Below are 25,578 nucleotides of genomic sequence, written 5' to 3' on the forward strand. Positions count from 1 at the left end.
GCACCGGTGGGCCCGATCTACGGATCGGGCCCACCGGTGCGTCAGGTGACGGTGATGCGGAGTTCGTACGGTGCGCCGCGGCTGATGGCCTCGGCCTGGTCGACGAAGTCCTGGTGTCGGAAGCCCAGCAGCGCCTCGTCGGCGGCCTGTCGGAGCAACGGCACGATGTCCGCCGCAGGGCGTCCCTTGTGGCTGTGGGCCAGGGCGTCGAACGCCTGCTGGTAGGTGGTGGCCCGGCTGCCGGCGTGCCGGAGCAATCGGTCCAGGGCTGCTCTGTTGATCGCGATGTCTCCCATGGGTCTCCTCAGGTCCGGTGTGTCCGTATCTGGGCGACGGTACGTGCAGGGTCTGACATCGCACGGGCGGAGAGTGACATCCCCGACCGCATTCGCTCGCATCATTGACAAGTGATTAGCGACTGAACAGTATGGAGGGGTTGGGATTCACCAACAGCAAGGGCGCGGCTCCCGCATGCCAACGAGTCGCCGCGCCCTCCAACTCCCAAAGGAGCGTGAACATTGTCCCTCATGATCCCCCACCACGCCGCACCGCCCGCCGAACAGGCCGCGGTCGACCCGGGGCTGGCCAACAACGCCGCGTGCACCTTGGTGGAGCTGTCCACCGTGCCCGACGACGCCGCGCTGCAGCGCCGCGCCGCCGAGGAGCTGCCGCAGCTGCTCACCCAGCTCCGAGCCACCCTCGGTCGAGCCAGCACCGACGCCCCGACCGGGGCCGACGCCGACTGGCTGGACGTGTGGCGGCCCTTCGGCGTGGTCGTCGAAAGGTAGAACGCCCATGACGCGCACCCCGAGCAGCATCCCCGTCCGAGCCACGCTGACCACGGGCGGACTGTGGGAGGCCGAGATCGTGGAGCTGCCCGAGGTGCGCCCCGCGCACCGCTCCCTGTCCCAACTCCAGGCCCGTGTCCGGGCCGCGATCGCCAAGGCCCACGGCACCGACTCCGGTGACGTGGAACTGGACCTGACGATCAGCACCGGCAGCGCCGAGTTCGACGCCGAGATCACCGCGGCCCGCGAACTGCGCGCCAAGGCGGCCGAACTGGAGGAACAGGCCCGCGCCGCCGCAGTACCGCTGGCGCAGCGGCTCGTACGCAGCGGCGTTTCCACGCGCGACGCCGGCCTGCTCCTGGGATACAGCGGAGCCTCCGTATCCGGCATGACCAAGAGCAGTTAGCACCACAGCACCACCGGCCACGGGAGCACCACGCCCGACTCACCACTGGGCGCCCGCACCGGCCGGATGACCGCACACCCTGCCCAACACCAGGGAGACCACCATGGTCCGACCGTCCATGCCCACATCCCAGTCCTGGGAAGGCAACCTCGCCTCCAGCCTGAACAGCCTGCGCATCAGCGCCGACCGGGCCCGCCACGCCTACCGGGGAGCGTCGGCGGCCGCTGAGGCCCGGCGCCAGGCGTCCGCGACCGCCGACGCCAACCCCGGTGGCACCGTGCTCTACGCGGCCACCGTCCTGTGCGAGGGATACCAGCGCACCCAGTACCCCAGCGTCCTGGCGCAGATCGCCTTCGCCCACCAGAGCCTGGCCACCAGCCTCGCGCGGGTCTGGCGCAATGCCGCCATCGCCTACGCCTACGGACTGGCCACGGCCGACCACGACCTGGCGCGAGGTCGAACCCCGGAGCGCGCCTCCTTCCGTCAGGACAGTGCCGTCCCCGCTCCGCCCGAGGACGACCAGGAGCTGGCGGCCGGCTACCAGTCCGCGGTTGCCTGCGAGTACGCCGTTGCCCGCGACTACGAGACCAGCGGCGCCGAATCCTGGGCCGAGTGCGCCGAAGGATGGCAGCGCTACGCGGCCCAACTCGACCACCGGGTCTGGCAGCGGCTCACGACCGCGACGAACCGGTGACCGGCATGAGCCAGGACGCCGAGTACCACCGGGCGGTCCAGCTCGGCGCGGCCCGCGCGATCGAGCGCCTGCTCAAGGCGGCCGGCACCCCGCGCGTAGCCACGTGGCAGATCGGCGAGAGCGGCACCGTGCGCGGGCAGCTGCTGCTCCCCGATCGCTGCCTCGAAACGGCGGTGAACGCCGTGGACGCCGTGCGCCGGCAGTACCCGGGCAGCACCGTCGTCAGCCGCGCCGCCCACGGCGGAGCCCAGGAACTCATCGTCCGCCTGGAGTTCGAACTCTGGGACATCGAGCTCTGGGCGTACACCCGCTACCCCCGCGGCTGACCTGGTGGGGCGGCCAGTTGGAGCTGGCCGCCCCACCACACCGCGCTCCCGCGACTTCTTCGGGCCGACCTCTGCCCAACTGCCGCCGCCGGCCCGGCCCACCTCACCACGGAGACACCACCGTGACCTACAGCGAAAACGACCTGGCCATCATCCTCGTCGCCAGCCCTCTGATGCTCTCCATCAGCCCGCCGCACCTCGAGCAGATGCGGGCCGCGGTCGCCTACCAAACCCTCCACGGTGGCCTCGACGCCGCCCTGGCCACCTGCAGCGACGACATGGGCCACTACCCGCAGGCCAGCCGCAGGCGGATGGCCGCCGTCCGCACGGCCGAGACGGCAGGTGCGTGATGGCCTATCCCCACCGGATCAAGGACGCCGGCGCCAGTGCCCTCCAGCAGGCCGAACACCTGCGTACCGAGGAGATTCGGCGCCAGCACCGCCGCGGTATCCCCCTGCTGATCCTCGCCACCGCGGTCGGCTACCTCATCAGCCTCCCGGCCCAGCAGGCCGATGCCCCCCTCGCTGTCGTCGTCGTTCTGATCGCCGCGCCCATGCTCTGGGTGACCCGCCGTGCCTACCGACCGGGCCAGCTGGTCCGCAGGTGGCGGCAGGGCGCCGAAGGCGAACGCCGCACTGCCAGGGAGCTCCACCCGCTCACCCGTCGCGGCTGGATCGTTCTGCACGACCGGGCCCTGGCTGGGACCCGAGCCAACCTCGACCACGTGGTCCTGGACCCGGCCGGGCGCAGCGCCCTGTACCTGGACACGAAGTTCTACCGAAGCGGGCGGCACGTCGGCCTGCGCAACGGGAGTCTGGCCTGCGGCAAGTTCACCTACCGGGAGGCCATCTCGACAGTCCGGTGGGAGGCCCAGCGCGCGGCCGTAGCGCTCGGCGTGCCGGTCACCCCGATCATCGTCATCCACGGAGCGCGCGTCCCCGGCGGCAAGTTCGACGCGAACGGGATCACCATCATCAACGCCCGCCACCTGCGCGCCGAGCTTCGGGCCCGCAGCGGTCAGCCCAACTCCCATGTGCAGCAGGCCCTGGCGCAGCGCGCCGAGGCCGCGCTCCCCCGCTACACCGCCGTTCACTGACGGACCCTCACGGGGCCCGGACGTCCGCACGCAGACGCCCGGGCCCCGGCAAGGACCGGACAGCGCCCGGCGCCGGCCTATCGAACGGAGGAGCACGAATGTCCCTGGTCACCGAGTGCCAGACCGACCTGCACTACTGCGCGCGGTCGCTTGCCGAACTGGAGCAGCACCGCCCGCACAGCACGCTGGACCGCTGGCTCTACCTCAACTCCCGCCGCAACCTCCTGGGCCAGCTCGCCGACGCCGCCGCCAACCTGGCCGACGCGCACGAGGAGGCCGACGACCTGCCGGCGGCCCGCGGGACGACGGAGCTCGCCGAGCACTACCTCTACCTGCACAGCGTCGCCGATGGCCGAGTAGAGGAGTTCCGACCGGTGGTCGTGCGCGCCATCGACTCCGCTCTCGGAACCCGTCGATGACCGCCCCTCGCCCGACCATCGTCCCGCCGGCAGGCGTCCTCACGTCGCTCGAAGAGACCGCAGCTCGCGCCCGCCAGGCCATCACCGAGCTCATCAGCCAGGCCGCCGAGGACCCGCGAAGCAGCTACCCCGTTCTGGTGCACCTGCTCTGGACCGATACCAGCGTCCTGGGAGCCTGCGCCAGCGCACTGGCCGACCTCGCCAACAGCCTGACCGCCGCTCGGCAGACGCAGGCCTCCTGCGTCCTCGCCGCTGTCGTGAAGGAGCTCCGCCGCATCACCGGAGACCACCCTGACGTCACCCGCGTCCTGCAGATCCTCGCGCCCTACCACCCGTGAGAGGCCCGCAATGACCGACATCGACGCGCACACTCGCCTGCAGACCGCCCTGGCGAAAGTCGACACCGAGATCAGCCGCAGCAACACCAAGAGCGGACTCCTGCTCAACGCCCTGACGCTCCCGGCCGCGGTCCTCGTCGGCACACTCCCCGGCCGCCATCTCCCTGTGGCCTGCTCGGCCTTAGTCGGCCTCGGCACGACCGGGCTGGTCGCTGCCATGCTGACCGTACTGACGGTGGTCCGGCCCCAGATCCGGCACGCTGCTCGCGGCACCTTCTTGTTCTGGGCCACCTGCACTCCCGAGGAGGCCGAGGAGGACCTGGCGCTCGCGCAGGACACCAAGGCCGCCGACCTCGTGCGGCTGTCGCAGATCGCGAAGCGGAAGTTCAGCGGCCTGAAGGTCGCGATCGCCGTCATGCAGGTGTCGCTGGTGCTGCTGGTCGCCTCCCTGCCAGCCGCGCTCCTGTAGTTGAAGAACCGCAGCGGCTGCTCCACGCAATCGGGCGCTGGAGCAGCCGCTTGTTGTGTGCCGGGCTACGGGATACTGCGGCAGTGACTGACCTGCCGCCCCTGGAGATCGACGGTGGGGACTGGTACCACGCCGTCCCGCCGCCCGCCGTGCCCGTACCCGCCGCCAACCTGGCCGATTTGGACGGCCAGCGTGCCATCGAAACGGCCGACGCGGGCGTACTCACCGACCTCCGGATCGTGGGGGCGACCTCCCGCGAAGGCGCCACGACGTCGTGCACGGTCACGACCGAACTCGACTACTGGCGCGCCAGGCTTTCCCCGGGCCAGGCCGTCGCCGCCCGCAGCGTCCCCATCGACCGGCTGTGGGTGGAGCACCGCCTCGCCTACATCCCACCGTCGTCGGATGCGCAGCCAGCACGGTCAGCCACTGGGGATGAGTTCGCGATCTTCCGTCGCCTGGCGCCGACCGCCAACTCCCCTGCTGCGCGCATGCCGGTCCGAGCTCGAACGGTTTCGCACCTCCACGGCCGCCGGATCATCCAGGTCACCCCCCTCGGCTTCGCCTGGGACCTGCGCGCCATCTCCGAGCCCTACGACCTCGACGGCGAGGTCACGGTCAACGTCTGCAGCGCCCGCGACTATTACGGGTGGGTCATCAGCGGACGCCGCCCCGAACCAACTGCCCTCGGCCTGTACCTCCTGTGGACCGAGTGACCAGCCGACCAAGATCGTTTGTCTACAACTGTACGCAAACGATCTTGGTCGAGTGGCGATCCGGCGCTGCCGGACCCGCTCGTGGGTAACGAACCCCGCGCTCCTGGATATCGTCGCTGCCATGAACGAGACAGAGGCTGAAACGGCGCTTGCTCCGCTCGGCGGCGCCAGCGGGTTGCCGTCTCCCCGCATGGGCAGGCCCGAGCAGACCCGCATCATCGCCATGTGCAACCAGAAGGGCGGCGTCGGAAAGACGACCACCACCATCAACCTCGCCGGCGCACTGGCCGAATACGGCCGGCGCGTCCTGGTGTGTGACTGCGACCCGCAGGGCAACGCCACCACCGGGCTCAAGGTGCCCATGCTGGACCACGAAGCGGGCCCCACTCAGGCCACCACGGTCATCGAAATGCGGGACCCACACCCGCTGGTCGCCAAGACCAAGGTGGAGAACATCGACGTTCTGCCGGCCAGTATGGACATGGTGTTCCTGCCCAGCCGACTGCGGGAGACCGGGGCGGCGCTGCAGTACTACGCCCGGATGCTGGCCCACTTCCACGGCGAGTACGACGACATCCTGCTCGACATGCGGCCCGCCCTCGATACCGACACTGACGCCCAGACCGCAGCCGCGAACGGCGCGATCGTCATGGTCGACGTTGACGAATGGGCAATGAAGGCGGTCAAGATGCAGGTCGCCCAGCACAAGAAGATCATGGCCGGTCTCGGGCGGGAGAGTCTCGACATCCTCGGACTCGTCATCGGTCGTGTCACCAAGCCGATGGGCGACTTCGACGCCACCGTCTACAAGATGCTGCGCAACCACCCGCGCATCCCCTGCATCGGCGAAGTACCCGTCAGGTCCGCTGACCTGAAAGAGGCACGGAACGCGGGCCTGCCCGTGGTCTTCTTCCGGCCGAAGTCCGACACCGCCGGCTTCTTCCGCAGCATCGCCACCAACGCCAAGCTGGTGACTGCGGCATGACGTCCCGAGAATTCGACCTCGACGGCTGGGACGACGACGACGCTTCGGACAAGGCCGCCCGCAGCCTGACGCAAACTGACCGGGACTTGGAGGCTGAGCGCCAGGCCCTGAACGAGAAGGAGCTCGCAGCGCGCATCACGGCCGCAGTCGAGGCCGTGCGGCCGGGACTCGACAAGATCCCAGACCCGGTTGACCCAGCCGGCGCCGGCGACCTCACCGAGGAGGAACAGCAGCATCTCGGCGCTTGCCAGGCCGGCCTGGAGCTGTTGTCCACCGCGATCTGGATCGCCGGCAAGAGCCTCGACACCATCGCCACCGGCAGGCTGTTCCGCAAGCTCCCCCATAAGTTGGAACCGGAGCGCTGCTACAAGACGATCGAGGAATGGGCCGACGTCGAGTACGGCATCAGCCGGGGCCGGTGCAGTCAACTCCGCGACGGCTGGCAACTCGGCGAGGTGCTCAACGCCTGCGGCTACAAGGCCCCCGAGGGCCAGGTGCGCGAACTCGTGCCCTTCACCAAGCAGCATGGGCTCAAGGCGGCCGTCGGCGTGTACGAGATGGTCCTCCAGGCCGCCGGCGCCAACAAGGTCACCGCCCAGCGCCTCCGCGAGACCGTGAAGCTCTTCCCCGGCGACCTCGCCCTCAGCGACGAGGACAACGTGGACGTCATCGCCCAGACACTGGCCACCGCCATACAGGGTGTGGAACCGCCCGCTTCGAAGCCATCGAACGCTCTGCCCACCGCACTCAAGCGCGATGTCGAGCTGCGTGCCGTCGCCCTCGCCGACAAACTCGACCGGCGACGCATCGCACGCAACGAAGTTCTGGTCCAGCTCCTGGCGGCCTTCGCCGACGAGAAGGACTCCCGCGTCTTCGACGTGATCGCTGAGCGGATGACGAACAGCACCAGCTGACCAACGAGACGGCGGGTGCCCGACCAAATGTGGTGGCCGGGCACCCGCCGCTTCTCCAACCGCACCCTACCGGCCGACGCACCGCGAGAGCCCGCGAGTTGGGAAAGGCTTCGCCTGAACAGGATCGGCGAAGGGCCGCTCCCGCCCCGCCTAGTTGGGCATGATCGAGGCATGAGCCTGCGAGCATGGGACACGGTGACAGGCAAGGTCATCGACCTGTCAGGAAACCCAGACAGCGCTGACGACCTGCCCGACGGCACGAGCAAGAACAAGCGCTACGCATGCGACATGTGCGGCCAAGTCCTCTCGTTGTCTCGCCGCAGGAGTCCCGACTCCTCGTACACGTCGCGGTTCGCCCACGAGCACAAGAAGCAGGCTGGCGCCGACGACGACGGGTGCCCAGCGCGGGCCGATGTCCAGAAGCAGATCTCCGACGAGGTCCAGATCGTCATCGACCTCGGGCAGGCCCTGGCCCACGCACTGCCCGGCATGGCGATCTGTGTCGAGTATCCGGGCCCCTTCCGCCCGGGGAAGCCCGCAGAGGCACCGGTGGTGGTGTGCCGCAACGGCCCGGACGGCCCACCCGTCGTCATCATCGACCGTCCGCGAAGGCCCCTGACCATCGATGCCGTCCGCCGCCGCGCCGCCCTGGTGCGCCGGCGATACGGACCGAGCGCATTGCACTACTGGTTCTTCGCCGACGATCCGGAGCACTTCCGTGAGCTCCGTCCCAAGCAGGTCAAGCCCGTTGGCGTCGCTGCTCCCGTCCGGCATCAGCGCGTCCGGCCGACCAACCAACAGCTCGCCATCGTCGCGATGGGCGGCCACGTCTGCTGGCTCCAGCGCGACCGAACGGTCTTAGTGCCGTATGGCGGCCGCGAGTTCTGGCACGTGCCGGACCCGCGGGAGGACTGGAGTGGCCCGATGGCCGGCTCGCGGAAAGACTGGGAGATCAGCCACCCCCAACCTGCTCCGAGCGCCCACTGGTGGGGGCTGGTGCCGATCCCGCTCTCCTCCCTGGGCGGGACGAAGCGCGTCTTCGCCCCGCAGGACGCCTACCTCGTCATGGAGGGGCTGGAAGCTGCTCAGGAGCGCCGCTGGTCCTCGCTGCGCCGACGAGCCCGCGAGCAGTACAACCAGAAGCGGGCCTCCGCCGAGCGCCCGGCGTCCTCACCGCTGCCCGCCCCGCAGGAGGACCCGCTGCCCGCGGCGCCAGACTTCTCCGAGGCCTCGGAAGCGCAGGCAGTCGAGCCCAGCCCGCCGTCGCAAGCCGCGGCACCGCTGCCTGCTCCGGTCGAACCGGCTGCAGCGTCAGAGCCCGTCGTGGAGGAAGCCAAGCCCAGTTCCTCGCCGGAGCGCGCCGTGCCGTCATCGTCTGCTCCGCCCACCGCGCCTGCCGCTACTCGGCCGCCGGTTCCGAGGGTGCCACCGCGGCCGCAGGTGCCTCCGGTGGTGCCGCCACCACGGTCGGCTGAGCCGATGCTCCGGCGGGTGCTCGGCTCGCTGTGGCCATTTCGACGGCGCCCGAAGCGCTAAATCCGTACCCTTGGGTATTTTTTCCTGTTCAGCGGCCTTTGTCAGTGGCAGCTGCTCTCATGGTGTCGAGGCGGGGAATGCCATCAACTCTGGGGAGGGCGCGTGCCGTTCATCGGCAACTACACCCGGCGCGACGGGACGGAGGTGCAGGCCCATTCACGGTCAGCTCCCGGATCCCGGCGCCAACTCTCGATCGCCGCGATCATCATCATTCTGGTCTGGGGCGCGGGGGAGGGCGGCATCCACATCAAGGGCAGTGCCACGACGCCGCCATCGAAGCCGATGATCAGGACCACTGTCGCGCCTGCCGGGGGTGGCCGGTGACGCAGCGCCGCCGCCCCGCTCGTCGACCGTCGCGCCGGCCGAGGAAGGGCAGCTCATCCGTAGACGGCATGACGGTCGTCGGTGTGCTGGTCGTGGTCGCGGTGGCCGCAGCCACCATCCAGTGGTTGCTGCTGCACTGGTGGCTCCTGCTGATCCTCGGTGTTGCGGCCGGCGCTGGTGGGGTTTTCTGGCTGCACCGTCGACAGCAACTTGCTCAGTGGGCTCAGGTCCAGGCCCGCGCGCTCCGCTTCACGCTCGCGCAGATCGACGGCCTGCACTATGACGCCTTCGAAGTCGCGATCCGCGACTTGATGATCAGGGACGGCTGCAAGGCGACGAAGCAGGGCGGCCGCGGTGACGACGGCTGCGACGTGCTCGGCATCGACCCACAAGGTCGTAGGTGGGTGCTTCAGTGCAAGCACCGCAAGCGCGGTCCGGAGGGTAAGCCGGTGGGGGTACCGGAGCTCCAGGTCCTCAACGGCACGGCGCGGCAGATCCACAAGGCCGACGTCGTCGTGATGGTGACCAACGGGCGTATGACGCGCACCGCCGCTCCATGGGCGAAGAACCAGAAGATCCACCTGGTGGACCGGCACGTGCTGGGGGAGTGGGCGGCAGGGGCCAGGCCGCTGTGGGAGGTGCTCGACCGGATCCCGCCGCCTCGGAGAGGTGGAATGTAGGTGCGGGTAGGGGGAGGGGCCAACCACCGCGGTGGTTGGCCCCTCCCCCTACCCGCACCTACGACCGGTTCCGCGGCATGCTCTCCGGCGTTGCTACGCAGCGGAAGCCGGTGTCGTCGTCCGCCATCACGATGCCGTCGGCGTCGTTGTACATGCTTGGCTCGCCCCGGAAGAAGGGGGTCGTCCAGGCACCGCCTTTCAGCTCGTAGCGGCCCTTGGTCGTCTCGTCCGCGCACCACTCCCAGACGTTTCCGATCATGTCGTAAACGCCGTATTCGCTTATGCCGGAGTGGTAGGTGGAGACCGGCGTCGTCGCTCCGATGCAGGTTTCCTTCACGTTGCACTTGGCGGTGGTCCGCTGGTCGCCCCATGGCCAGATGCTGCCGCTTGTCCCTCGGGCTGCCTTCTCCCACTGCAGCGTGGAGGGAAGTGCTTTGTGGGCCCACCTCGCGTAGGCGGTGGCCTGCTCGTGCGTCACCCAGACGACGGGGTGGTCGTACAGTTCACGCGGGCATCGGCCATCGGGCCAGTGGCGTGGGGGAGTGGTGCCGGTAGCGGCGCAGTAGCGGGCCCAGTCCGCGTTCGTCACGGGATGGGCGTCGATCCAGAACGCGTCGACCCAGTTCGGTTCGCTGTCCTGGCCGGCCAGGAAGATCCCCCCGGGCACTTTCGCCATCATCTTGCCGTCGCGAGGATGTCGGACGTACTCCCCGATCTGCGTCTCGGTGAACTCGTCGGCCTCGACGACCACCTGTCGAGGAACGCTGGCGTCCTCGGGGGCGAGTAAGGCGACGAACCGGGCCGTCACTTCGGGACTGGCCTGTTCGAGCAGCGTGTCGAGGCCGGCCTGGTTCACCATCCGTGGGACGACGGCTTCACCGCCGCTCTCCCACTTGACCACCATGCGATCGCTGATCTGCAGGCGCGCTGCGAAGTCGACGATGGGCAGGCGCATCGCCTTTCGGAGCGCCAGCGTCTCGCGGCCCGTCCACTGTGTTACCACTGGCATGCCTGTGCCTCCCCCGGTCGCGTGCTGTCGCCCATCTCAACTCCCCGTGGTGCGTGCGGTTACAGGTGTTCGCCCTCGATGGCGACGTAGTGCTGCTGCAGTTCGTCGAGGACAGGGTCCTCTGTGGCGAAGGGGTGGCCGTCGATTGCGCTGATGGGCCTGACGCCGATGGAGGTGTTGGTCGCGAACGCAGCGCGCAGTCGCGGGAGTTCGGCGGTCGTCACCGGGGCGGTCTTGTGAGGGTAAGCGTTCTGCAGGAGCTGCATCGTGATGCCGGGCAGCACGGGGGCCTGCGGCCAGATCACGGAACCGTCTTCGGCAACGAAGCCGACGTTCCAGGTGCCGCCCTCGCTGATGCGTCCGTCGGTCTCTGTGAACAGCGCGTCGTCGGAGCCGGCCCGCTGTGCCAGTCGGCGCAGGCGGAGCTGAGAGAAGAGGCCGATGTGCTTGACCTCGGGGGTGTCGCGTGAAAATTGGAAGCTGCGGACGGCGAGCGGCGGCGGGGGCATGGCGCCGGCGGGCCGCATAGTGACCAAGACCTGCGGGGCTGCGTCCGAGCCAGGGTGCCCCATCTCCAGTGCCGGGTCGAAGATGGTCACCCGGACGACGGCGGTTCCGGTCTCGTCTCCTACAGCGTGGCGGACGTACTCCAGGACCTGCGTGCGGTCGAGTTCGACGTCGAACACCGCTCGGCAGTCACGCTGCAGCCGGTCCAGGTGGAGCGAGAGACCTCGGATGGTCTGGTTCTCCATCCGCATGCTGGTGAAGTGGCCGTAGTTGACCAGCGCCAGCGTCTGAAGCTCGCTGACGGTGACAGGGTTCCCATTGAATTCAGCCATCATGTCCGCAACCCTCTCACCTGTGGCTCCGGAAAACAGCCCGCTCACCGGCCAAAGTTCGGTGCAAGTTCGGTGCTGCGGCGGGGATAAGTCATTCCGTTCCGTGACCGGAGGCGGAACCCTGGTATAACTGGCGAAACGGCCATCACCACGGGGAGTTCACCATGTCGTTGGACAGCTGGGAGGCAGCGCCGGTCACGGGCCGGCAGGCCAAGCCGCTGTCCTTGGCCTCGACTCCATCTGGCGTGCCGCCGTGGCTGTATCCGGGGGCGGATGTCTACGACACGGTGCGCGATTGCGCGGCGGTCGTGACCGACCTTGGGTTCCCCGGAGACGACCCTCGCCAGACCGATCGGGCATGGGTGCGACCGCCAGGTGGCGGACGCGAATGGAACCCGTTCGTTGACGACCTACGCCCGGCTGGCAGCAGCGAGAGCACCTGGAGGACGCCATGAGGCCAACGCTCCTCACCGACGAGGACTACACCGCAAACGACATGGCCGAGGTGCATCGCCAGATGGACAGCCTGCTGGCCGAGATCGCCGTGCTCGCAAAGCGCACCGACGAACAGGGCCAGTGGGCCCCAGCCAGCAGCTCCAGGCTGGCGCAGCTGAAAGAAGCCCAGCAGGCGCTCGACCAGCTCTACGCCGCCTTGCGCAGTGTCCGCACCGCGGTATCGAACGCGGATGCAGCCGCAGGCACGGCGTTCTCCGCCCGCGCGGAGGCAGTTCATGAACTGCCCGAGTACGTGCTCGCACCGCATTGATGCGTGGTGATCCGTCACCAGGATCACCGCACCAGGGCCCCGGCTGGCCGTCTGCCCAACACCGATACCGGCCGCAGGGCCCAGGCCCGTCTCACCAGCGGGCCGGCCGTGATCGCCCCCCGGCGAATGTCTGCCCAACACGACCGCCGTCGGGGGGTTCCCGGTCTCACGAGCTGCCCAAGGCCTGCAGGGCCGTCCTCAGGTAACAGCGCCGGCCTGGAGGCCGTCGAGGCGGGAGAGCGCAGCCCGCAACATCTCCGAAGTCGCTTCTCCGCCAAGGCGAATCACGGCGACGACCTGTTCGCCCGCCCAGATGGAGCCCGCCCGATCATCGATGCGCTGCCAGCAGGCATAGGCCCTTCGGAGCGCCTCCTGGTACGCGCGGGAGTCGAGGCTGCTCCATCCGCGCGCGGCGATGACGTACGCCTCGCACGCTCCGCTGGCGTCTTCGTCCTGCAGCAGCGCGGCACCGTGGAGTTCCTGGGCCTGAAGGGCGTACGGGTGGGCTGCGCCGTGCTCGACGGCCGCCTGGTCTGCCAACTGGCGCGCCAGCACAGCGGCAACGCCGGCGCGGCCCGCCTTGCAGGCCTCCACGATGACGCGGGTCTGCTGGGCGTAGTCCTCGGGCACGTCTCGCCCGGTCGGATCGGCCTCCCGCTGCTTCGCGACCGCAGCGTCCTGTACTCGGCCGTCCGCGTGCACCAGGAGCTGCCACACCGTCCCATCAGCGTCGGACGCCTGGACCTGGAGGGGCTGGTTGTCTGCGGCCATCTCCGCGACGACGCGCAACGCTGCTGCACGAGCCTCGGCGGCAGTTGCATTCGGTTCGGTGGTGACGCGCGATCCATCCACCCATGCAACGCCGTTGGCCGTGACTGCCACCTGTACTACGTGGTCTGCGGACATGCCGTGCTCCCTCAAGTCTCCTGCTATTGGGCTTAATTGCTATGTACCACGCGAGTCCGACAATCCGTCGCTGGTTGGTCTGTGACCGGCACCTGCAAGGCCCGTCGAGCGTTGGTTCGGGTGGGATCGAAGAAAAAGCTGGTGCGACACGCCACCCGAGGTTTCTTGACAGGGGCTCAGCGTAATAGGGTCTTTGTTTGTCAGTGCGTTCAAGGGAGGGAGACGATCGTGGCTCGGAGGCCAGGCTTTCCGCATCGCGTCACATTGGACTTGACGTCTGAGCAGTTCCAGACGCTGACGGAGGTCACGGACGAGACCGGGGGGTCCATGTCTGACTACCTGAGAGCTCTCATTGAGTTGCACGGATCCGACCAGACGCTGGCCGAGCGCACCCAGGCTCAAGTCCGAAGCGTGGCGGCGAACCGGCGACGCGCTCGTCGGGCCCGCACAGTCCAGGAGGCCGTCGCATGAGCCCCTAAATGCTGGTGGGCCCCCGGCACCACCCGGAGACCCACCAACGAAGCTGACCGCACACCACTGTGTGTCTACCCAACGCTTCCAAACGTTTGAGACTTCCACTCGTCGCCTCACCAGCGACTAGGTGCGTTGTCTGCCCAACAGCACTGAGGATACCCATGCGCATCCCCGCTGCCGAGACGGCGGCCTCATTTGCCCGAATTATCTCCGCGCTGGAGCAGTCGGGCTCACGCTCCGCGTTCACAGAACAGCATAGGGCGAAGTTTTCGTGCCCCGCCCACGAAGGCGAGAGTTCCAGCCTCGCGATCGACTACAACTCGGCGGACCGTAAGACGCTCGTCTGCTGCGACTCCGGGTGCGACACCAAGGACGTTTTGGCCGGGATCGGCCTGCGACTTCCTGATCTTTTCGACGACGCGATGCCCGAGGGGAAGGCCACGCGCCGGAGCGCGCTGCCGTCCGCGCGCCGTGCCGATTCCGGCACCGAGGGCCGCAAGCAGGTGGGGGACCGGCGCCCTGTCAAGAAGACCAAGCCGGCCACGCGGTCCGGTCGCGCGACCGCGGTGGCCTCGGGTGAGCCGATTCCGGGCGACGTCGGTCAGCCGAATCGCAAGGACGAGTACGCCCTGCGCCACGGCGAGTTGGTCAAGGTCACCCGCAAGACTGACGGCGAGGTCGCCTTCGACACCGTTCTGGGCTGCGCGGTGCGCATCGTCCGCGTCGAGACGGAGAACTGCGGGACCGACCAGGCCGACAACCCCGGCCTGCCCCAGTCCGTCCAGGACGGCCAGGACGAGGAGGTTATCGAGCAGCAGCCGACCACTGGCTACGTGCTGGAGCTCGTCCACCCCAAGTTGATCGATCAGCCGGTCCTGATGAGGGTGGCCCTGAAGAAGTTCGCCGACGGCTCGTGGCTGAGCGATCTGCCCTGGCCCAACGTCTACCACCGCAGCACCCGCGGCGCGGTGGCCCAGATCGCCGCGGCGATTCGCGCGGTCAGCGAGGACATCGCCCGGGTGCCGGTCTACAAGGCGACCGGCTGGCGTCGCCACGGCGAGGGCTGGATGTGGGTCCACGCCGGGGGCGGCATCACCGCCGACGGTCATGTTCCGCTGCGCACCGAGTTCCTTGGTCGGCTGAGCCTGCTCGCCCTGCCCGCGCCGACGGACGATCGCGTCCGGCTCCGGCAGGCGATGGAGGACGCGCTGTCGATCATCGACCGGACGCCCGCCCATGTCGCGGCCCCGCTGCTCGGGCTGGCGTTCCGCGCGCCGTACATGCACTGCCCCTCCAGCATCTCCCTCTACGGGCTGCCGGGAGCGTTCAAGACCGCCCTCGGCACGATCACGATGAGGTTCTTCGCCCCAAACCTGACGCGCACCCACAGTCTGTTCTCGCTCAGCTCCTCCGGCTCGACGGTGAACGCGGGCCCGGAAGTGCTGTGGCGGATGAAGGACATCTTGATGCTGGCCGACGACTCGGCCCCCGACAAGGGTGTCCAGGACGCGGCCCGCCGCACCAGCACGGCCAGCCGCAGCCAGTACAACTCCGAGGCGAAGTTGCGCATGCGGTACCGGGACGGGCGCCCGGACCTCGACGAGGCCCGCGGCCCTCGCGGCAGCCTCGTCCAGACCGGCGAGGTGCTCGCCTCCGCGGACAGCGCGCAGCAGCGGATGCTCACACTGGAGATGCGGCAGGGGGAGACCGACCTCGCCGAGCTCCAGGACATGGACCGCCCAGAGTTCCGCCACTCCTGCGCGGTGCTGATGGCCTCCTACATCCGGTGGATCGCCCGGGACTACACCACGCATCTCGCGACGGTTTCCGCCCTGGAGACGCAGCTCGCGAATGCCCTCAACGACTACGCCGGCAACCGCCCTTCCGAGCACCTGGGCCGGATCGCCACCGGCTGGTACATGATGCTGCGGTTCCTGTGCGAGACCGGCATCACCAGCGCCGACGAGGCCGCCTGGTGGTGGGGCAAGACCTGGTCCGCGCTCTTGGACGCTGCGGATCACGAACGCAATCTTCTGGAGGCTCAGGCGATGCACACGCGCGTGCTCGACTACCTGGCGACGGCCCTCACCGGCAAGCAATGCCACCTGGTAGACGGCAAGGGGCTCTGCCCGGCCGACCCCAGCGACCCGCGCGACCACACCCCCGCCCTGCGCTACGGCTGGTACGCGGTCGACACCGTCAAGGACTCCGAGGGGAAGGACGGGAGGAAGGCCTCCGGCGGGCGGCCGGTGTTGAAGCCGGGCGGCGTCCAGCTCGGCGTCGTCACGCACGTCCCCGATCAGACGACGGGGCTGGTGGAGGAGCGGCTGTGGATCGACCACAAGCAGGCCACCCGGATTGCGTTGCGCGTGGCCAGCGAACTCGGTCAGGACCTCAACGCTCGCGACTACGACCTCACCGAGGCGCTGAGACAAGCTCAGGTGATCGCGGTCGAGTGGGAGTCCACGCGCGGTGGTCGATGGGTCAAGGTGCGCCGGCCGATGCCCGGCGGCCGTACTCGGGTGTGGGACATGCCTGCCTCCGCCCTCGGCCTGAACATGCCGGAGAAGGGCGACGACGGCGCACCGCGAAAGCCGCGGCCGGCCGCCCCGCCGGCACCGACCGCGCTGTTCGACCTGTCGGAACTGACGACGGCCCCGCCCGTTCTGGCCCCGCCGCAGGTCCTTCCCGCGCCGGAGGAACCAGAGCAGGAGCAGGAGCCTGAGCCGGAGGCCCTGGCGGAGCCGGAGCCGGTTCCGGCCTCGGAGGCGACTTCCCCGGTCGTGACCGAGGAGAAGGCGCCCGCCGCTGAGGCCTGCGTGGCCCCGACGCCCGATCGTGCCCCGTGGCCCGCGCCCTTGTCGGACACCGACCCCTGGCGTGCTGCCGGCGCCGTGGTCGACGTCGACGGGGTGTACCTGCCCGACGGCACGGTCTTGGACCTGCCCGTGCCCGCCGACCAGATCAATGCCGGCACGCTCGCCCGGATGGCGTGGGACCTCGGCCTGGGGCACGGCGGAAGCCGACGCGGCGTGGGACCGTCGAAGAAGTGGCGCCCCGACGTCGGCGTGCTCTTCGTCCACGACGCGCTCGCCGCCGTTCTCGACCTGCCGGACCCCGACGCCACAGTGGACGACGAAGACGACGACGAGGACTACGGGGTCGACGGCGGCCTCCAGGAGCTCCGCCGCCACAACAACCACCCCTTCCTCAAGCGCGCACGCGACAAGGGCTGGAGCGTGGAGAAGTGGGGACTGCCGACCCGCATCTACCGAGAGCTGCCCGACGGCACCACCATCGGCGCGATGATCGAGGTCAGCCCCTGGGCCCGCACCACGGCCTGGGGGCGCCACAAGGGGGTCGAGTTCCTCCAGGACCACCCCTCGCCCGCCGTGCTCGCCTCGCGCATCCAGCGGATCTGCGACCTGGGCGGCATCAGCTTCCGCCACAGCGCCGGGGCGACCTCGCACGACCTGCTGAAGGCGATGCGGCCGGAGCGCGGCGGAGGCCGGGCGGCGCCGCTGGTCCGCACCGAGATGCCCGAGTTCCTGCGGAAGCGGGTCAAGCTGTACGCGGGCCGCAGCTGGGTCCGTGGCCTGACCGCCGGGCCTGACCGCCCGGCCCTCACGGAAACGGAGAAGGCCAAGACGTACATCCTCGCGTTCGACCAGCGAGCCTCGTACCTCTCGATTGCCGGCTCCACGCGGTTCGGCCGGGGGAAGCTGACGCACCTCACCGGCCCCGACATCACCTTCGACCCGACGCTGCCCGGCTACTGGATGGCCGAGCTGCCGCAGTGGCACCTGCCCGGCTGCTTCGACCTGTTCGGCCCCCGCCGCGAGGGCGAGCCTCGCCCCTACGTCACCCCGACCCTGGCGGCCGCGCAGCAGCAGGACATCGAGTTCACGGTCACCGAGGCGTGGGTGTGGGAACAGCACGACCAGACGCTGGAGCCCTGGTACAAGCACCTGCGGGACTCCATCAAGAGCCTCCCGGATGCCCCGGAGACCATCGACAAGCCCGTCCGCGAGACGGTGAAGGCGTTCTACACCCAGGGCGTGGGCAAGTTCGCTTCTCCCGCGCTGGGAGGAAATCCCCGCAAGGGCATCGAGCCGGACATCCTGTGGCGCCCGGATATGAACGACACCCTCCTGGCGACGCAGCAGGCACACCTGGCCAAACGGATCATCACCATCGGTGAGACGACCGGCATGTGGCCACTGGCCCTGATGACCGACTGCCTCTGGTACGCCACCGACGACCCCGACTTCGCAACCGCCGTCCCGGGCCTGCCGCTGGGGCCGAACCTGGGGCACTTCAAGCCGCACGGGGCCGCGCACATGACCGATGTGCTCGCCCACCTGGGCAGCGACCGACGGGCCGAACTCATCCACCCCAGCCTGTACACCCAGCCGGCTGAGTGGGAGGCGGGGGCATGAGGGACCAAGACGCACTCCTGTGGCAGGCGTTCACGGGCGAGCGGGTTCCCCGCACTGTCCGGCAGCTGGTCACCGCGGCCGGCAGCATCCGGCGCGCGGCCCGGTTGACCGGTTGTGCCGATTCGACCCTGCGTCGTCGACTGCAGAAGGAGGACAAGGCGCAAAAGGAGCTGGCCAGCGTCGCGTCGCAGATCCAGGTGATCGGTTCCGTCAAGGAGGCGGCGGAGGCCGGAGGCGTCTCGGCGGGGACCCTGTATAAGTGGCGCAAGCAGGAGCAGGAAGGCCGGCCGTTCTCGAAGCGGCAGCAGTCGCGCATGGCCCGGCTGCAGCGCGCCTCCGCCAAGGCACAGCAGGCCAAGGCCGGCCCCGTGAAGAAGGACCCGGTGGTCGCGAAGTTGCGCAAGGCCGTCCTGGGGGATGCCCAGGCCCGACAGAGCGCCATCAAGCCCCTGCGCGCGGCTCGGATCTCCCAGGCCGGGGCCCGCTTCCAATCCACCGGTCAGGTCTCGGTGATCTCGACCGACGGGCAGAAGGACACCCGGGAGCGACGTCTCGACCTGGAGATGAGCGGCAGTGCGATGCGCAAAGGGATGCAGCAGTGGCTGGCCGGAGGCGACAGCAAGAGCGTGCGGGAGAAGCTGTCGGACGGATTCACCGACCACTACCTGGCGATGGAGTCGCACGCGGGTGCTGCCGGAGCGCGCTGGGAGTTCGACAACTTCCAGAGCTTGACGATCAGCCGTAACACCCCCGGCGAACCGAGGTGGGGCGAGGAGTAACCGGCGGCGGCCTCGGCCAGGGCATGGTCGCGATACCTGCACCGCGCGTCATGCCGCGGCTGAGGTCGCCGGTTGTGCCTTCGTCGTGGACTGGCCGGCGTGCATGGATACGAAACAAACGGCCTGGGCCAAATGGGGGCACATGCGCGATATCGTGGAGCGCCTGATGACCGATGAGTTTCATGATCTGGCAGGAGTGCCCCGCGTGGCTGAGGACCCCATCGCGCACAACGAGATCGACGCGCTGACCCGCCGTGTTGAGTCGGTCGAGGACCGCGTTGAAGCGCTGCAGGTTCAGTCGGGCGGGAACTTCGCAGCCGTGATCGAGGGGCAGGCCGCGCTGCGACGGGAGGTCCGAGACGGTTTCGCCAAGGTCAACAGCCGTTTCGACGCCCTGGAGGGAAAGGTCGACGCGCTGACCGAGGCGATGCAGCGCAACCAGGCGCAGATCGTGGAGTTGCTCACGTCCTTGGTCGGTAAGGACCCGAACGCCAACTGACTCTCTCCGCGACGTGAGGGCCGGCGAGTTTCTCGCCGGCCCTCACGTCGTGTGTGCTCTTTACGCCGCGTCGAGGGTCTGCTGGACGCGGTTGCTGTCCCAGGTGCCGCCGTCGAGCATGGGTCGGACGGCGGTTTCGTAGGTCTGGAGGGTCTGGGGTGCGGCGTGGGCGCCGGTGCCCCAGACGGTGTCGAACCGCTGGGCCCAGCGGTCGACGCCCTGGAAGTGCACGGACGAGCGGCCGTGGTTGTAGTCGGCGTCGCCTTGTTCTTCCTCGACCAGGACGGCGGCGGAGGCGAAGACGATGTAGTCGACGGCTTCTTCGGCCCGGAGGCGGTCGCGGATGGCCAGGCCGGCGGTGACGCCGATCTGGCGGTGCTGGTTGATCAGGGCCAGCAGGTCGCGGGCGTAGGCCTCGCGGGTGAGGTCGTCGCGGTTGGCGATGAACAGACGCTGGATCTGGCCGCCGGAGTCGATCATCTGCCGGTTGGCGTTGAGGTACTCGCGCCGACGGGTGAGCAGGGTGGGGTTGGTCGTCAGGTCCGCGGCCAGGATCCGCTGCGGCTGGGACTGGGCGTCGATCAGGGTTTTCACGAGCATGACGGACAGGCGTGGTACGTCGGAGGCGTAGACGCGCATGTGGCCGTTGGCGATCTCTTCGTAGTCCTGCACGAGGTCCCGTTCGACCTGCACGCGGACGCGTTCGTAGAAGGCGGCGTCATCCATGGCCGTGAGGTTATTCGCCTTGGGCAGCGTGATAAAGCGCTTCGAGCGCCATATGTGGGAGCCGACCAGCAGCAGGACGATCCCGGTTTCGGCGGCCAGGAGGATGTTCTTGAGGTCTGGCGTCTTGGTGGCCCAGGCGACGGCCGGGGTGATGATCCCGACGAGGCCGATGAGGTTGGCCAGCCCTGGTGAGGCGAGCGCGTCCAGGGTCCGTGACCCGGGCGGTCGTTGAGCAGCCACGATGAAGTTCCCCCTCCAGTGGCCCCGGCGGGGCCGTGTGTCGATGTCCCCGGTCAGGTGTCGCCCGGTGCGGGCAGCGGGATGTCGTAGGTGACCTCCCAGCGCTCCTGCGGCACGACGATGTCCGCGGTCTCCACCGGCCGGCCGGCGGTGTCGTAGTGCGTGCGGGTGATGTGCAGGGCCTGGGCGCCGGGGCGCAGGCCCAGCAGGTGGGCCTGGTCGTCGTCGAGCCGGCACGGTGCGGGCACCTCGACGAGGCGGACGACGGTGATGCCCAGGTGCGCCATCCGCGCGATGACGCCCTGGCCGGCGAGCGGGCCGCCCTCGGGCAGGACGACGACGGTGCCACCGGTGAGGGCCATGGGCTCCCAGCTGGTGGTCAGCATCACCGGTTGCCGGTCGGCCAGGTGCTCGTAGCGGGTGCGCACGCACAGTTCGCCGGGCGCGATGTGCAGGCGGGTGGCGACGTCGACGTCGGCGGGGACCTTGGCGAGAGAGTCCGACTCCCAGGTGCCGCCGACGCCGGCCGGGGAGATGCTGGTCGGCGTCGTGCCGGGTGCGGGGGTGCGCAGCATGGGGCGGCGGGTGTAGGTCGGGCGGACGTAGGTTCCGGCGCCCGGACGGCCTTCCAGCAGGCCCTCGTTGATCAGGAGCTCCTGGGCGCGGCGGATGACGTTCTCGCCGACGTCGAGTTCGGCGCCGAGCTCCTGGCGGGCGGGCAGCCGGTGGTCGGCCGGCCAGGTGCCGTCGGCGATGCGTGCGCGGAAGACGGCGGCGACCCGCTCGTAGGGGTAGGGCGGGGTGCGTGACGCGCCGTCGGTCATGCCTCTCCTCGCCTGGGTGGTGATCGTCCAATTGACAAGCTAGTCACTAGCTTGGAATCTAGTGACTAGATCAACCGTGAGTAACCGAGCTGAACGGGGTGCAGTGGCCTACGACCCGCAGATCGCCCTCATCCATTCCCTGAGCGCCCAGCTGGGAGCGATGGCCGGCGTCGAGCCCCGCGTCATCTACGACGACGGCATCGCCCACATCGAGGTCGAGGTCACCGACGACCTCCTGCGCCGCTGGGAACGCGCGATCCCCGTGCTGTCCAGGGGCGACGCGTTCGGCCTCACCGACACCGAGACCGGGCAGATCGCCTGGCTGCGCATCTCCAGAGACGGCAACCACTGATGACCACAGCCACAGCCCCCGCCGTTTTCCTCAAAGGGCACGGCGCGCAGAACGACTTCCTTCTGCTGCCCGACCCCCACGGTTGCCTCCACCTGACGCCCGAGGACGTGCGCCGGCTGTGCGACCGACGCCTCGGGATCGGGGCCGACGGCCTGCTGCGCGCGGTGCGCTGCGCCGCGGCCCCGGAGGCGGCCGCGATGGCCGGCGAGGCCGGCTGGTTCATGGACTACCGCAACCCCGACGGGACCGATGCCCAGATGTGCGGCAACGGGATACGGGTGCTCGCCCGCTACCTCGTCGACGCCGGCCACCAGCCTCCCGGCGACTTTGCTCTCGCCACCCGCGCCGGCCTGCGCCACGTCCACGTCCGCGCCCGCAGTCTGGAGTTCGCCGGCGAAGTGGCCGTCCAGATGGGCCACCCCCGCCTTCCGGGCCCCGACGGCATCCGCGTCAGTGCCGGCGGCCGCTCCTGGCCCGCCCTGCACGTGGATATGGGTAACCCCCACGCCGTCGCCTTCGTCGACGACCTCGACGATGCCGGCGATCTGCGCACCCCGCCCACCGTCACGCCCGTCAGCGCCTATCCGGCCGGCGTCAGCGTCGAGTTCGTCGTCGTGCGCGGCCCGCGGCACCTGGCCGTCCGCGTCCACGAGCGGGGCGTCGGCGAGACCCGGGCCTGTGGCACCGGCGCCTGCGCAGCCGTCGCCGCCGCCCTCGCCCACACCGGCGCCGGCGCCCCGAGCGGCGCCCCGGCGCGGTACGCCGTCGACCTGCCCGGCGGCCGCCTCGACGTCGACGTCGCCTCGGACGGCACGATGCAGCTCACCGGTCCGGCCGCCATCGTGGCCCGCGGCACCCTCAACCCGCTCCCCAGCATCCCCGGTCCGCGGATCGGCTGGTCGCCCGCCCGGGCCCGCTGACCCGCGGCGAACAGAACGAGGCCCGGCCCCCGTTTTCCGGGAGCCGGGCCTCGCGCACGGAGCGGTCCTCACACGGCCAGGTGGACCGACGCTTTCTCTTCCGCGGGGGTGTCGGTCGTGCTCCGCAAGGCGCGAAGGTGTCGACCGGCGACCGTCTCGGTGCCCACGAGCAGTCCGGTGGGGGAGTAGTGCGGGGAGCCCAAGTGCCGTTCCAGGGCGGGCAGGTAGTTCCAGCGCACCGCCGGGTGGGCGGAGTGCGCGAAGTGGTGCAGGTCCCCGTACGGCAGCCACGTTGCAGCTGCCACCGCGGCCAGGATGCGGTTGTGCGGGTAGAGCCGAAGGCACCGCCCCGCTTCGACCTCGGCCGGCGTCCCCACGCGGTGGTCGGCGTCGAACCAGGTGTGCTCCACCAGCAGGCTCAGCCACGCCAGCAGCGGGTACAGCAGCAGCCGCGGGACCAGCATCGCGAAGACGACCGCGTTCACCCCGCCGACCAGGAGCGCGGCCGCGGTGACCGTGGCGACCATCGCGATCCGGGCCGGCGAACGCCGCAGGTTCCCCGCGATCTCGCTCAGGGTGGACCACATCCCGCGAGGAGTCAGTGGCAGCACGAAAGCGACGGCGAATTGGCGGCGAGCGATACCTGGCCGCAGCCCGGCCCGGCGGAGCTCCGCGAGGTTCGGATCGGCCGCCAGGGTCGCGTGGGGATGGTGGTCGCGCACATGGCGCCGGCGCCGCACCTCGACCGGGACCAACCCCATGGGCAGGTGCACGAAGGCCTCGCCCAGGAGCCGGTTGGCGCGGGCGGTGCGGGCGAGCACACCGTGCACGGCGAAGTGGCTGATCTCCTGCAGATGCCGGCAGGCCACGGCCACGCCCACGGCGGCCGCCAAGGCCGGCAGCGGGCCACGGCCGGCAAGCAGCCACCAGCCGACGATCTGCAGCCACTGGCCGCACAACAGCAGTACCGGGCTCCAGTTGTTCGCCCGGCGGCGCTGCAGGGATATCAACTCCGCTGCTCCAGCGGCACGGGGGCGGCCTCGGGCGAACCAGACCCGGTCGACCTGGCGGAGAGCGATGCCGACGGCGATGACGGCTAAGCACAGCATGGGCAGTCCTGGGTGAGCAGCAGGCGGCGGGCACTTCCCACCGATCATCACGCACAGTACATCTAGTGACTAGATTTACCCCATAGTGACGATCGGGGTATTGACAAGTGTTCAGTCGCTGAACACTATGGATTCGCCTTGGGGCAGCCAGATTGCCCCTGACGTCGACCACCAAGAAACGGAGCCTCATGGACGCCGAACTCGCCCGCATCACCAACGTGGAAACCTCGACCGAGCGCGGCCGCAACGACCAGCTCGGCGAACTCGCTTACCTCGCGCCGGCCGCGGCCGCAGCTCTGCAACTACTGGCCGACGCCATCAAGCGCGGCACCGCCGACCAGGACGACGTCCTCCACAAGCTCCAGGAGGCGGGAGTCCACACCGCGTTCGCCGGCGTCCTCGACGCGGCCAGCGACGCGGTCAGGAACGAGACAGACGACCCCTTCGACGTGGACTACTCGCTGGACGCCGACAACCTCTCGGCCGCCGCGAGGGAAGTACGCGACGCCTTCTGCTGGCTCTGAACCCCGCGCGAGAGCAGCCACGCAGCAACTCGGTTCCGAATGCCAGCGGTGTGCCGCCATGCGATATCGGTGCCAGCGACTCGGGAACGCCAACGGCCCGTACTCAGGCGTGAGTACGGGCCGAAGCGTGTCCCCGGACGCGGAGCCGGGGGTACCTTCCGAAGTAGGCGAACATCCGGAAGGAGCAACCCGATTATGGCTCGGTGGGCGGACTACACGACAGGTGAACGCATCAAGATCCTCCGCGGCAAGGACCGGCAAACGGACCTTGCCCGCATGACCGGCCTCTCGGTCGTCACGATCCAGAAGGCGGAGCAGAACAAGGTCCTAACCCTTCCCACGCTCATGGCGCTTGCCGACGCGATGGAAACCGACACCTCCGTCATTCTCGGCCAGCAGGAACCGCGGAGGGCTATGGGGCGAGGCGACCGGGCCATCTCGCGGGCGCTGTCTCGGGCAGTGCACGACACCGCCGCGGGCCTCCTCCCCGACAACATCGACCAGGCCCCGACGCTGGCGGAATTGAAGGCAGCGACCGCGCGGTGCTGGGACCTGTACTGGCGCGGCCACTACAGCGAGGCCGGCAGCGTCGCCGCCCAGTTCCTTGCCGCTGCCGCCGCCGCGGTGCACGAGCGGCCAGTGGGCGACCAAGCGGCGGCGCTGGGAGCGCTCAGCGACGCCTACCGGGTCGCGGGATACGTTGCCAACCTCATGGGGAACCGCGATCTCGCGTACGCGGCGATCGGGCACGCTCAGGTGATGGCGGAGCGCGCCGCCGACGACCTTCGCGGCGCCCTGGTGATGTCGGGTCGGGCCTGGGTGTACCTGCGTGACGCCCGACTCCCGGAGGCGCTCACCCTCGCCGAGAAGGCCGCGGTGGACATCGAACCGCGCTTCTCGACCGCAACACCGGAGCTGCTCACCGTCTACGGCTCGCACATCAACTTCGCGGCCGTGGTCGCCTCGCGGATGGGCAACAAGGAACGCACCGCGGACTACCTCGGCCAGTCCCACGCCGCCGGCGCGAGGATGGGCGACGAGCACAAGGCCCACGGCACGCTGTTCGGACCGGTCACGGCCACCACTCAGGCCGTCGGCATCAACGTTGCACTCGGCCAGCCGGGGAAGGCGCTGAAGCTGGCGGAGAGCATCGCGGACGTGTCCCCCCTCACGCCGGCAGCGCAGAACCGCTACGCCATGGACAAGGCGATGGCGCAGGCCGACGCCAAGATGTGGGACGCCAGCCTGGACACCCTGGAAACCGCGCTTCGGGCGGCGCCGGAGTGGGGCCGGCACCAGGCGCTCCCCAGCGTCATCGTGGAGAAGGTCGGCCGTGCCTCCACGGCCCGTCTGCGGCGCGTCTCCGAGCTGATCGGCGTTCGGGCCGCCGGGGTGGACGGGTTCGCGCCGGCCACGGCCCGCACCGCTCTCTGACTCTCCGGCTGGTATCGGGCGGGCGACTCTCGAAGGTCGCCCCCTCA

Annotated in this window: 30 protein-coding genes; 23 read left to right on the forward strand and 7 right to left on the reverse strand. The window is 69.6% G+C overall.

Annotated elements, in window-relative coordinates; genetic code table 11:
* Positions 1 to 41: 41 nt before the first annotated feature.
* Positions 42 to 296: a hypothetical protein gene (locus tag ABD385_RS34870; RefSeq protein WP_344583490.1), complete on the reverse strand. Its 255-nt coding sequence runs from the start codon at positions 294 to 296 to the stop codon at positions 42 to 44.
* 231 nt (positions 297 to 527) lie between these two features.
* On the opposite strand from ABD385_RS34870, the gene ABD385_RS34875 reads away from it, so the two are divergent.
* From ABD385_RS34875 to ABD385_RS34945, 15 genes are all read left to right on the forward strand, one after another.
* The gene (locus ABD385_RS34875; RefSeq protein WP_344583491.1) at positions 528 to 788 is read left to right on the forward strand and encodes a hypothetical protein; all 261 of its coding nucleotides are present in this window, start codon (positions 528 to 530) and stop codon (positions 786 to 788) included.
* Between the two features lie 7 nt (positions 789 to 795).
* A complete protein-coding gene (locus ABD385_RS34880; RefSeq protein WP_344583492.1) occupies positions 796 to 1,194 on the forward strand; it encodes a hypothetical protein in 399 nt (132 codons plus the stop codon).
* A gap of 118 nt (positions 1,195 to 1,312) precedes the next feature.
* Positions 1,313 to 1,888: a hypothetical protein gene (locus ABD385_RS34885; protein ID WP_344583493.1), complete on the forward strand. Its 576-nt coding sequence runs from the start codon at positions 1,313 to 1,315 to the stop codon at positions 1,886 to 1,888.
* Positions 1,889 to 1,893: 5 nt separating this feature from the next.
* On the forward strand, positions 1,894 to 2,214 hold the full coding sequence (locus ABD385_RS34890; RefSeq protein ID WP_344583495.1) for a hypothetical protein: 321 nt from the start codon (positions 1,894 to 1,896) through the stop codon (positions 2,212 to 2,214).
* Positions 2,215 to 2,336: 122 nt separating this feature from the next.
* Positions 2,337 to 2,564, forward strand: coding sequence for a hypothetical protein (locus ABD385_RS34895; protein ID WP_344583497.1), 228 nt, complete (start codon positions 2,337 to 2,339; stop codon positions 2,562 to 2,564).
* Positions 2,564 to 3,310 carry a nuclease-related domain-containing protein gene (locus ABD385_RS34900; protein WP_344583498.1) on the forward strand — a complete coding sequence of 249 codons (747 nt, stop codon included), beginning with the start codon at positions 2,564 to 2,566 and terminating at the stop codon, positions 3,308 to 3,310. Before ABD385_RS34895 ends, ABD385_RS34900 begins: the two co-directional genes overlap by 1 nt.
* A gap of 98 nt (positions 3,311 to 3,408) precedes the next feature.
* Positions 3,409 to 3,729: a hypothetical protein gene (locus tag ABD385_RS34905; protein ID WP_344583500.1), complete on the forward strand. Its 321-nt coding sequence runs from the start codon at positions 3,409 to 3,411 to the stop codon at positions 3,727 to 3,729.
* A complete protein-coding gene (locus ABD385_RS34910; RefSeq protein ID WP_344583501.1) occupies positions 3,726 to 4,067 on the forward strand; it encodes a hypothetical protein in 342 nt (113 codons plus the stop codon). The genes ABD385_RS34905 and ABD385_RS34910 overlap by 4 nt, the downstream gene beginning before the upstream one ends.
* A gap of 10 nt (positions 4,068 to 4,077) precedes the next feature.
* Complete coding sequence (locus ABD385_RS34915) at positions 4,078 to 4,536, forward strand: Pycsar system effector family protein (protein WP_344583502.1); 459 nt, start codon at positions 4,078 to 4,080, stop codon at positions 4,534 to 4,536.
* A gap of 83 nt (positions 4,537 to 4,619) precedes the next feature.
* Positions 4,620 to 5,252 carry a hypothetical protein gene (locus ABD385_RS34920; RefSeq protein WP_344583504.1) on the forward strand — a complete coding sequence of 211 codons (633 nt, stop codon included), beginning with the start codon at positions 4,620 to 4,622 and terminating at the stop codon, positions 5,250 to 5,252.
* A 121-nt stretch (positions 5,253 to 5,373) separates the two neighbouring features.
* Positions 5,374 to 6,237, forward strand: coding sequence for a ParA family protein (locus ABD385_RS34925; protein WP_344583505.1), 864 nt, complete (start codon positions 5,374 to 5,376; stop codon positions 6,235 to 6,237).
* Positions 6,234 to 7,151, forward strand: coding sequence for a hypothetical protein (locus ABD385_RS34930; RefSeq protein ID WP_344583506.1), 918 nt, complete (start codon positions 6,234 to 6,236; stop codon positions 7,149 to 7,151). Before ABD385_RS34925 ends, ABD385_RS34930 begins: the two co-directional genes overlap by 4 nt.
* Positions 7,152 to 7,322: 171 nt before the next feature.
* On the forward strand, positions 7,323 to 8,687 hold the full coding sequence (locus ABD385_RS34935) for a hypothetical protein (RefSeq protein ID WP_344583507.1): 1,365 nt from the start codon (positions 7,323 to 7,325) through the stop codon (positions 8,685 to 8,687).
* Positions 8,688 to 8,789: 102 nt separating this feature from the next.
* Entirely contained in the window at positions 8,790 to 9,011 is a 222-nt protein-coding gene (locus ABD385_RS34940; protein ID WP_344583508.1) for a hypothetical protein, read from the forward strand.
* 68 nt (positions 9,012 to 9,079) lie between these two features.
* Entirely contained in the window at positions 9,080 to 9,691 is a 612-nt protein-coding gene (locus ABD385_RS34945) for a restriction endonuclease (protein ID WP_344583509.1), read from the forward strand.
* A 58-nt stretch (positions 9,692 to 9,749) separates the two neighbouring features.
* Here ABD385_RS34945 and ABD385_RS34950 read toward each other — a convergent pair whose 3' ends face one another.
* Positions 9,750 to 10,700, reverse strand: coding sequence for an SUMF1/EgtB/PvdO family nonheme iron enzyme (locus ABD385_RS34950; protein ID WP_344583511.1), 951 nt, complete (start codon positions 10,698 to 10,700; stop codon positions 9,750 to 9,752).
* 59 nt (positions 10,701 to 10,759) lie between these two features.
* Complete coding sequence (locus ABD385_RS34955) at positions 10,760 to 11,542, reverse strand: aminotransferase class IV family protein (RefSeq protein WP_344583512.1); 783 nt, start codon at positions 11,540 to 11,542, stop codon at positions 10,760 to 10,762.
* Between the two features lie 448 nt (positions 11,543 to 11,990).
* Here ABD385_RS34955 and ABD385_RS34960 point away from each other — a divergent pair, with 448 nt between their 5' ends.
* Entirely contained in the window at positions 11,991 to 12,305 is a 315-nt protein-coding gene (locus ABD385_RS34960; RefSeq protein ID WP_344583514.1) for a hypothetical protein, read from the forward strand.
* 198 nt (positions 12,306 to 12,503) lie between these two features.
* On the opposite strand, the gene ABD385_RS34965 is transcribed toward ABD385_RS34960, so the two are convergent.
* A complete protein-coding gene (locus tag ABD385_RS34965) occupies positions 12,504 to 13,211 on the reverse strand; it encodes a hypothetical protein (RefSeq protein WP_344583515.1) in 708 nt (235 codons plus the stop codon).
* A 635-nt stretch (positions 13,212 to 13,846) separates the two neighbouring features.
* Here ABD385_RS34965 and ABD385_RS34970 point away from each other — a divergent pair.
* From ABD385_RS34970 to ABD385_RS34980, 3 genes are all read left to right on the forward strand, one after another.
* Complete coding sequence (locus tag ABD385_RS34970) at positions 13,847 to 18,124, forward strand: hypothetical protein (protein ID WP_344583516.1); 4,278 nt, start codon at positions 13,847 to 13,849, stop codon at positions 18,122 to 18,124.
* The gene (locus ABD385_RS34975; RefSeq protein ID WP_344583518.1) at positions 18,121 to 18,903 is read left to right on the forward strand and encodes a hypothetical protein; all 783 of its coding nucleotides are present in this window, start codon (positions 18,121 to 18,123) and stop codon (positions 18,901 to 18,903) included. Before ABD385_RS34970 ends, ABD385_RS34975 begins: the two co-directional genes overlap by 4 nt.
* Positions 18,904 to 19,045: 142 nt before the next feature.
* Entirely contained in the window at positions 19,046 to 19,402 is a 357-nt protein-coding gene (locus ABD385_RS34980) for a hypothetical protein (protein ID WP_344583520.1), read from the forward strand.
* A 60-nt stretch (positions 19,403 to 19,462) separates the two neighbouring features.
* Here ABD385_RS34980 and ABD385_RS34985 read toward each other — a convergent pair whose 3' ends face one another.
* Both ABD385_RS34985 and ABD385_RS34990 read right to left on the reverse strand, forming a co-directional pair.
* Positions 19,463 to 20,368, reverse strand: coding sequence for a hypothetical protein (locus ABD385_RS34985; RefSeq protein ID WP_344583522.1), 906 nt, complete (start codon positions 20,366 to 20,368; stop codon positions 19,463 to 19,465).
* A 53-nt stretch (positions 20,369 to 20,421) separates the two neighbouring features.
* Complete coding sequence (locus ABD385_RS34990; RefSeq protein WP_344583524.1) at positions 20,422 to 21,192, reverse strand: GntR family transcriptional regulator; 771 nt, start codon at positions 21,190 to 21,192, stop codon at positions 20,422 to 20,424.
* 76 nt (positions 21,193 to 21,268) lie between these two features.
* Between ABD385_RS34990 and ABD385_RS34995 the strand changes: the two genes are divergently transcribed.
* Positions 21,269 to 21,544, forward strand: coding sequence for a hypothetical protein (locus ABD385_RS34995; RefSeq protein ID WP_344583526.1), 276 nt, complete (start codon positions 21,269 to 21,271; stop codon positions 21,542 to 21,544).
* Positions 21,544 to 22,464: a diaminopimelate epimerase gene (gene dapF / locus ABD385_RS35000; RefSeq protein ID WP_344583528.1), complete on the forward strand. Its 921-nt coding sequence runs from the start codon at positions 21,544 to 21,546 to the stop codon at positions 22,462 to 22,464. The genes ABD385_RS34995 and dapF overlap by 1 nt, the downstream gene beginning before the upstream one ends.
* 68 nt (positions 22,465 to 22,532) lie before the next feature.
* Here the strand turns inward: dapF and ABD385_RS35005 are convergent, their stop codons facing one another.
* Entirely contained in the window at positions 22,533 to 23,573 is a 1,041-nt protein-coding gene (locus ABD385_RS35005; protein WP_344583530.1) for a fatty acid desaturase, read from the reverse strand.
* A gap of 188 nt (positions 23,574 to 23,761) precedes the next feature.
* Between ABD385_RS35005 and ABD385_RS35010 the strand changes: the two genes are divergently transcribed.
* Positions 23,762 to 24,097: a hypothetical protein gene (locus tag ABD385_RS35010; RefSeq protein ID WP_344583532.1), complete on the forward strand. Its 336-nt coding sequence runs from the start codon at positions 23,762 to 23,764 to the stop codon at positions 24,095 to 24,097.
* Between the two features lie 195 nt (positions 24,098 to 24,292).
* On the forward strand, positions 24,293 to 25,531 hold the full coding sequence (locus ABD385_RS35015; protein WP_344583533.1) for a helix-turn-helix domain-containing protein: 1,239 nt from the start codon (positions 24,293 to 24,295) through the stop codon (positions 25,529 to 25,531).
* The last annotated feature ends 47 nt before the right edge of the window (positions 25,532 to 25,578 follow it).

This window comes from Streptomyces lunalinharesii (assembly GCF_039532155.1).
GTDB classification, from domain to species: domain Bacteria; phylum Actinomycetota; class Actinomycetes; order Streptomycetales; family Streptomycetaceae; genus Streptomyces; species Streptomyces lunalinharesii.

Bases quoted from the DNA above. Each gene is read 5' to 3' on its own strand.
- ABD385_RS34870 (WP_344583490.1), bottom strand. From the start codon at position 296: ATGGGAGACATCGCGATCAACAGAGCAGCCCTGGACCGATTGCTCCGG.
- ABD385_RS34970 (WP_344583516.1), top strand. From the start codon at position 13,847: ATGCGCATCCCCGCTGCCGAGACGGCGGCCTCATTTGCCCGAATTATC.
- ABD385_RS34905 (WP_344583500.1), top strand. From the start codon at position 3,409: ATGTCCCTGGTCACCGAGTGCCAGACCGACCTGCACTACTGCGCGCGG.
- ABD385_RS34950 (WP_344583511.1), bottom strand. From the start codon at position 10,700: ATGCCAGTGGTAACACAGTGGACGGGCCGCGAGACGCTGGCGCTCCGA.
- ABD385_RS34935 (WP_344583507.1), top strand. From the start codon at position 7,323: ATGAGCCTGCGAGCATGGGACACGGTGACAGGCAAGGTCATCGACCTG.
- ABD385_RS34875 (WP_344583491.1), top strand. From the start codon at position 528: ATGATCCCCCACCACGCCGCACCGCCCGCCGAACAGGCCGCGGTCGAC.
- ABD385_RS35005 (WP_344583530.1), bottom strand. From the start codon at position 23,573: ATGCTGTGCTTAGCCGTCATCGCCGTCGGCATCGCTCTCCGCCAGGTC.
- ABD385_RS34915 (WP_344583502.1), top strand. From the start codon at position 4,078: ATGACCGACATCGACGCGCACACTCGCCTGCAGACCGCCCTGGCGAAA.
- ABD385_RS35010 (WP_344583532.1), top strand. From the start codon at position 23,762: ATGGACGCCGAACTCGCCCGCATCACCAACGTGGAAACCTCGACCGAG.
- ABD385_RS34900 (WP_344583498.1), top strand. From the start codon at position 2,564: ATGGCCTATCCCCACCGGATCAAGGACGCCGGCGCCAGTGCCCTCCAG.
- ABD385_RS34890 (WP_344583495.1), top strand. From the start codon at position 1,894: ATGAGCCAGGACGCCGAGTACCACCGGGCGGTCCAGCTCGGCGCGGCC.
- dapF (WP_344583528.1), top strand. From the start codon at position 21,544: ATGACCACAGCCACAGCCCCCGCCGTTTTCCTCAAAGGGCACGGCGCG.
- ABD385_RS34980 (WP_344583520.1), top strand. From the start codon at position 19,046: ATGCGCGATATCGTGGAGCGCCTGATGACCGATGAGTTTCATGATCTG.
- ABD385_RS34910 (WP_344583501.1), top strand. From the start codon at position 3,726: ATGACCGCCCCTCGCCCGACCATCGTCCCGCCGGCAGGCGTCCTCACG.
- ABD385_RS34945 (WP_344583509.1), top strand. From the start codon at position 9,080: ATGACGGTCGTCGGTGTGCTGGTCGTGGTCGCGGTGGCCGCAGCCACC.
- ABD385_RS34925 (WP_344583505.1), top strand. From the start codon at position 5,374: ATGAACGAGACAGAGGCTGAAACGGCGCTTGCTCCGCTCGGCGGCGCC.
- ABD385_RS34930 (WP_344583506.1), top strand. From the start codon at position 6,234: ATGACGTCCCGAGAATTCGACCTCGACGGCTGGGACGACGACGACGCT.
- ABD385_RS34885 (WP_344583493.1), top strand. From the start codon at position 1,313: ATGCCCACATCCCAGTCCTGGGAAGGCAACCTCGCCTCCAGCCTGAAC.
- ABD385_RS34955 (WP_344583512.1), bottom strand. From the start codon at position 11,542: ATGATGGCTGAATTCAATGGGAACCCTGTCACCGTCAGCGAGCTTCAG.
- ABD385_RS34880 (WP_344583492.1), top strand. From the start codon at position 796: ATGACGCGCACCCCGAGCAGCATCCCCGTCCGAGCCACGCTGACCACG.
- ABD385_RS35015 (WP_344583533.1), top strand. From the start codon at position 24,293: ATGGCTCGGTGGGCGGACTACACGACAGGTGAACGCATCAAGATCCTC.
- ABD385_RS34975 (WP_344583518.1), top strand. From the start codon at position 18,121: ATGAGGGACCAAGACGCACTCCTGTGGCAGGCGTTCACGGGCGAGCGG.
- ABD385_RS34990 (WP_344583524.1), bottom strand. From the start codon at position 21,192: ATGACCGACGGCGCGTCACGCACCCCGCCCTACCCCTACGAGCGGGTC.
- ABD385_RS34965 (WP_344583515.1), bottom strand. From the start codon at position 13,211: ATGTCCGCAGACCACGTAGTACAGGTGGCAGTCACGGCCAACGGCGTT.
- ABD385_RS34960 (WP_344583514.1), top strand. From the start codon at position 11,991: ATGAGGCCAACGCTCCTCACCGACGAGGACTACACCGCAAACGACATG.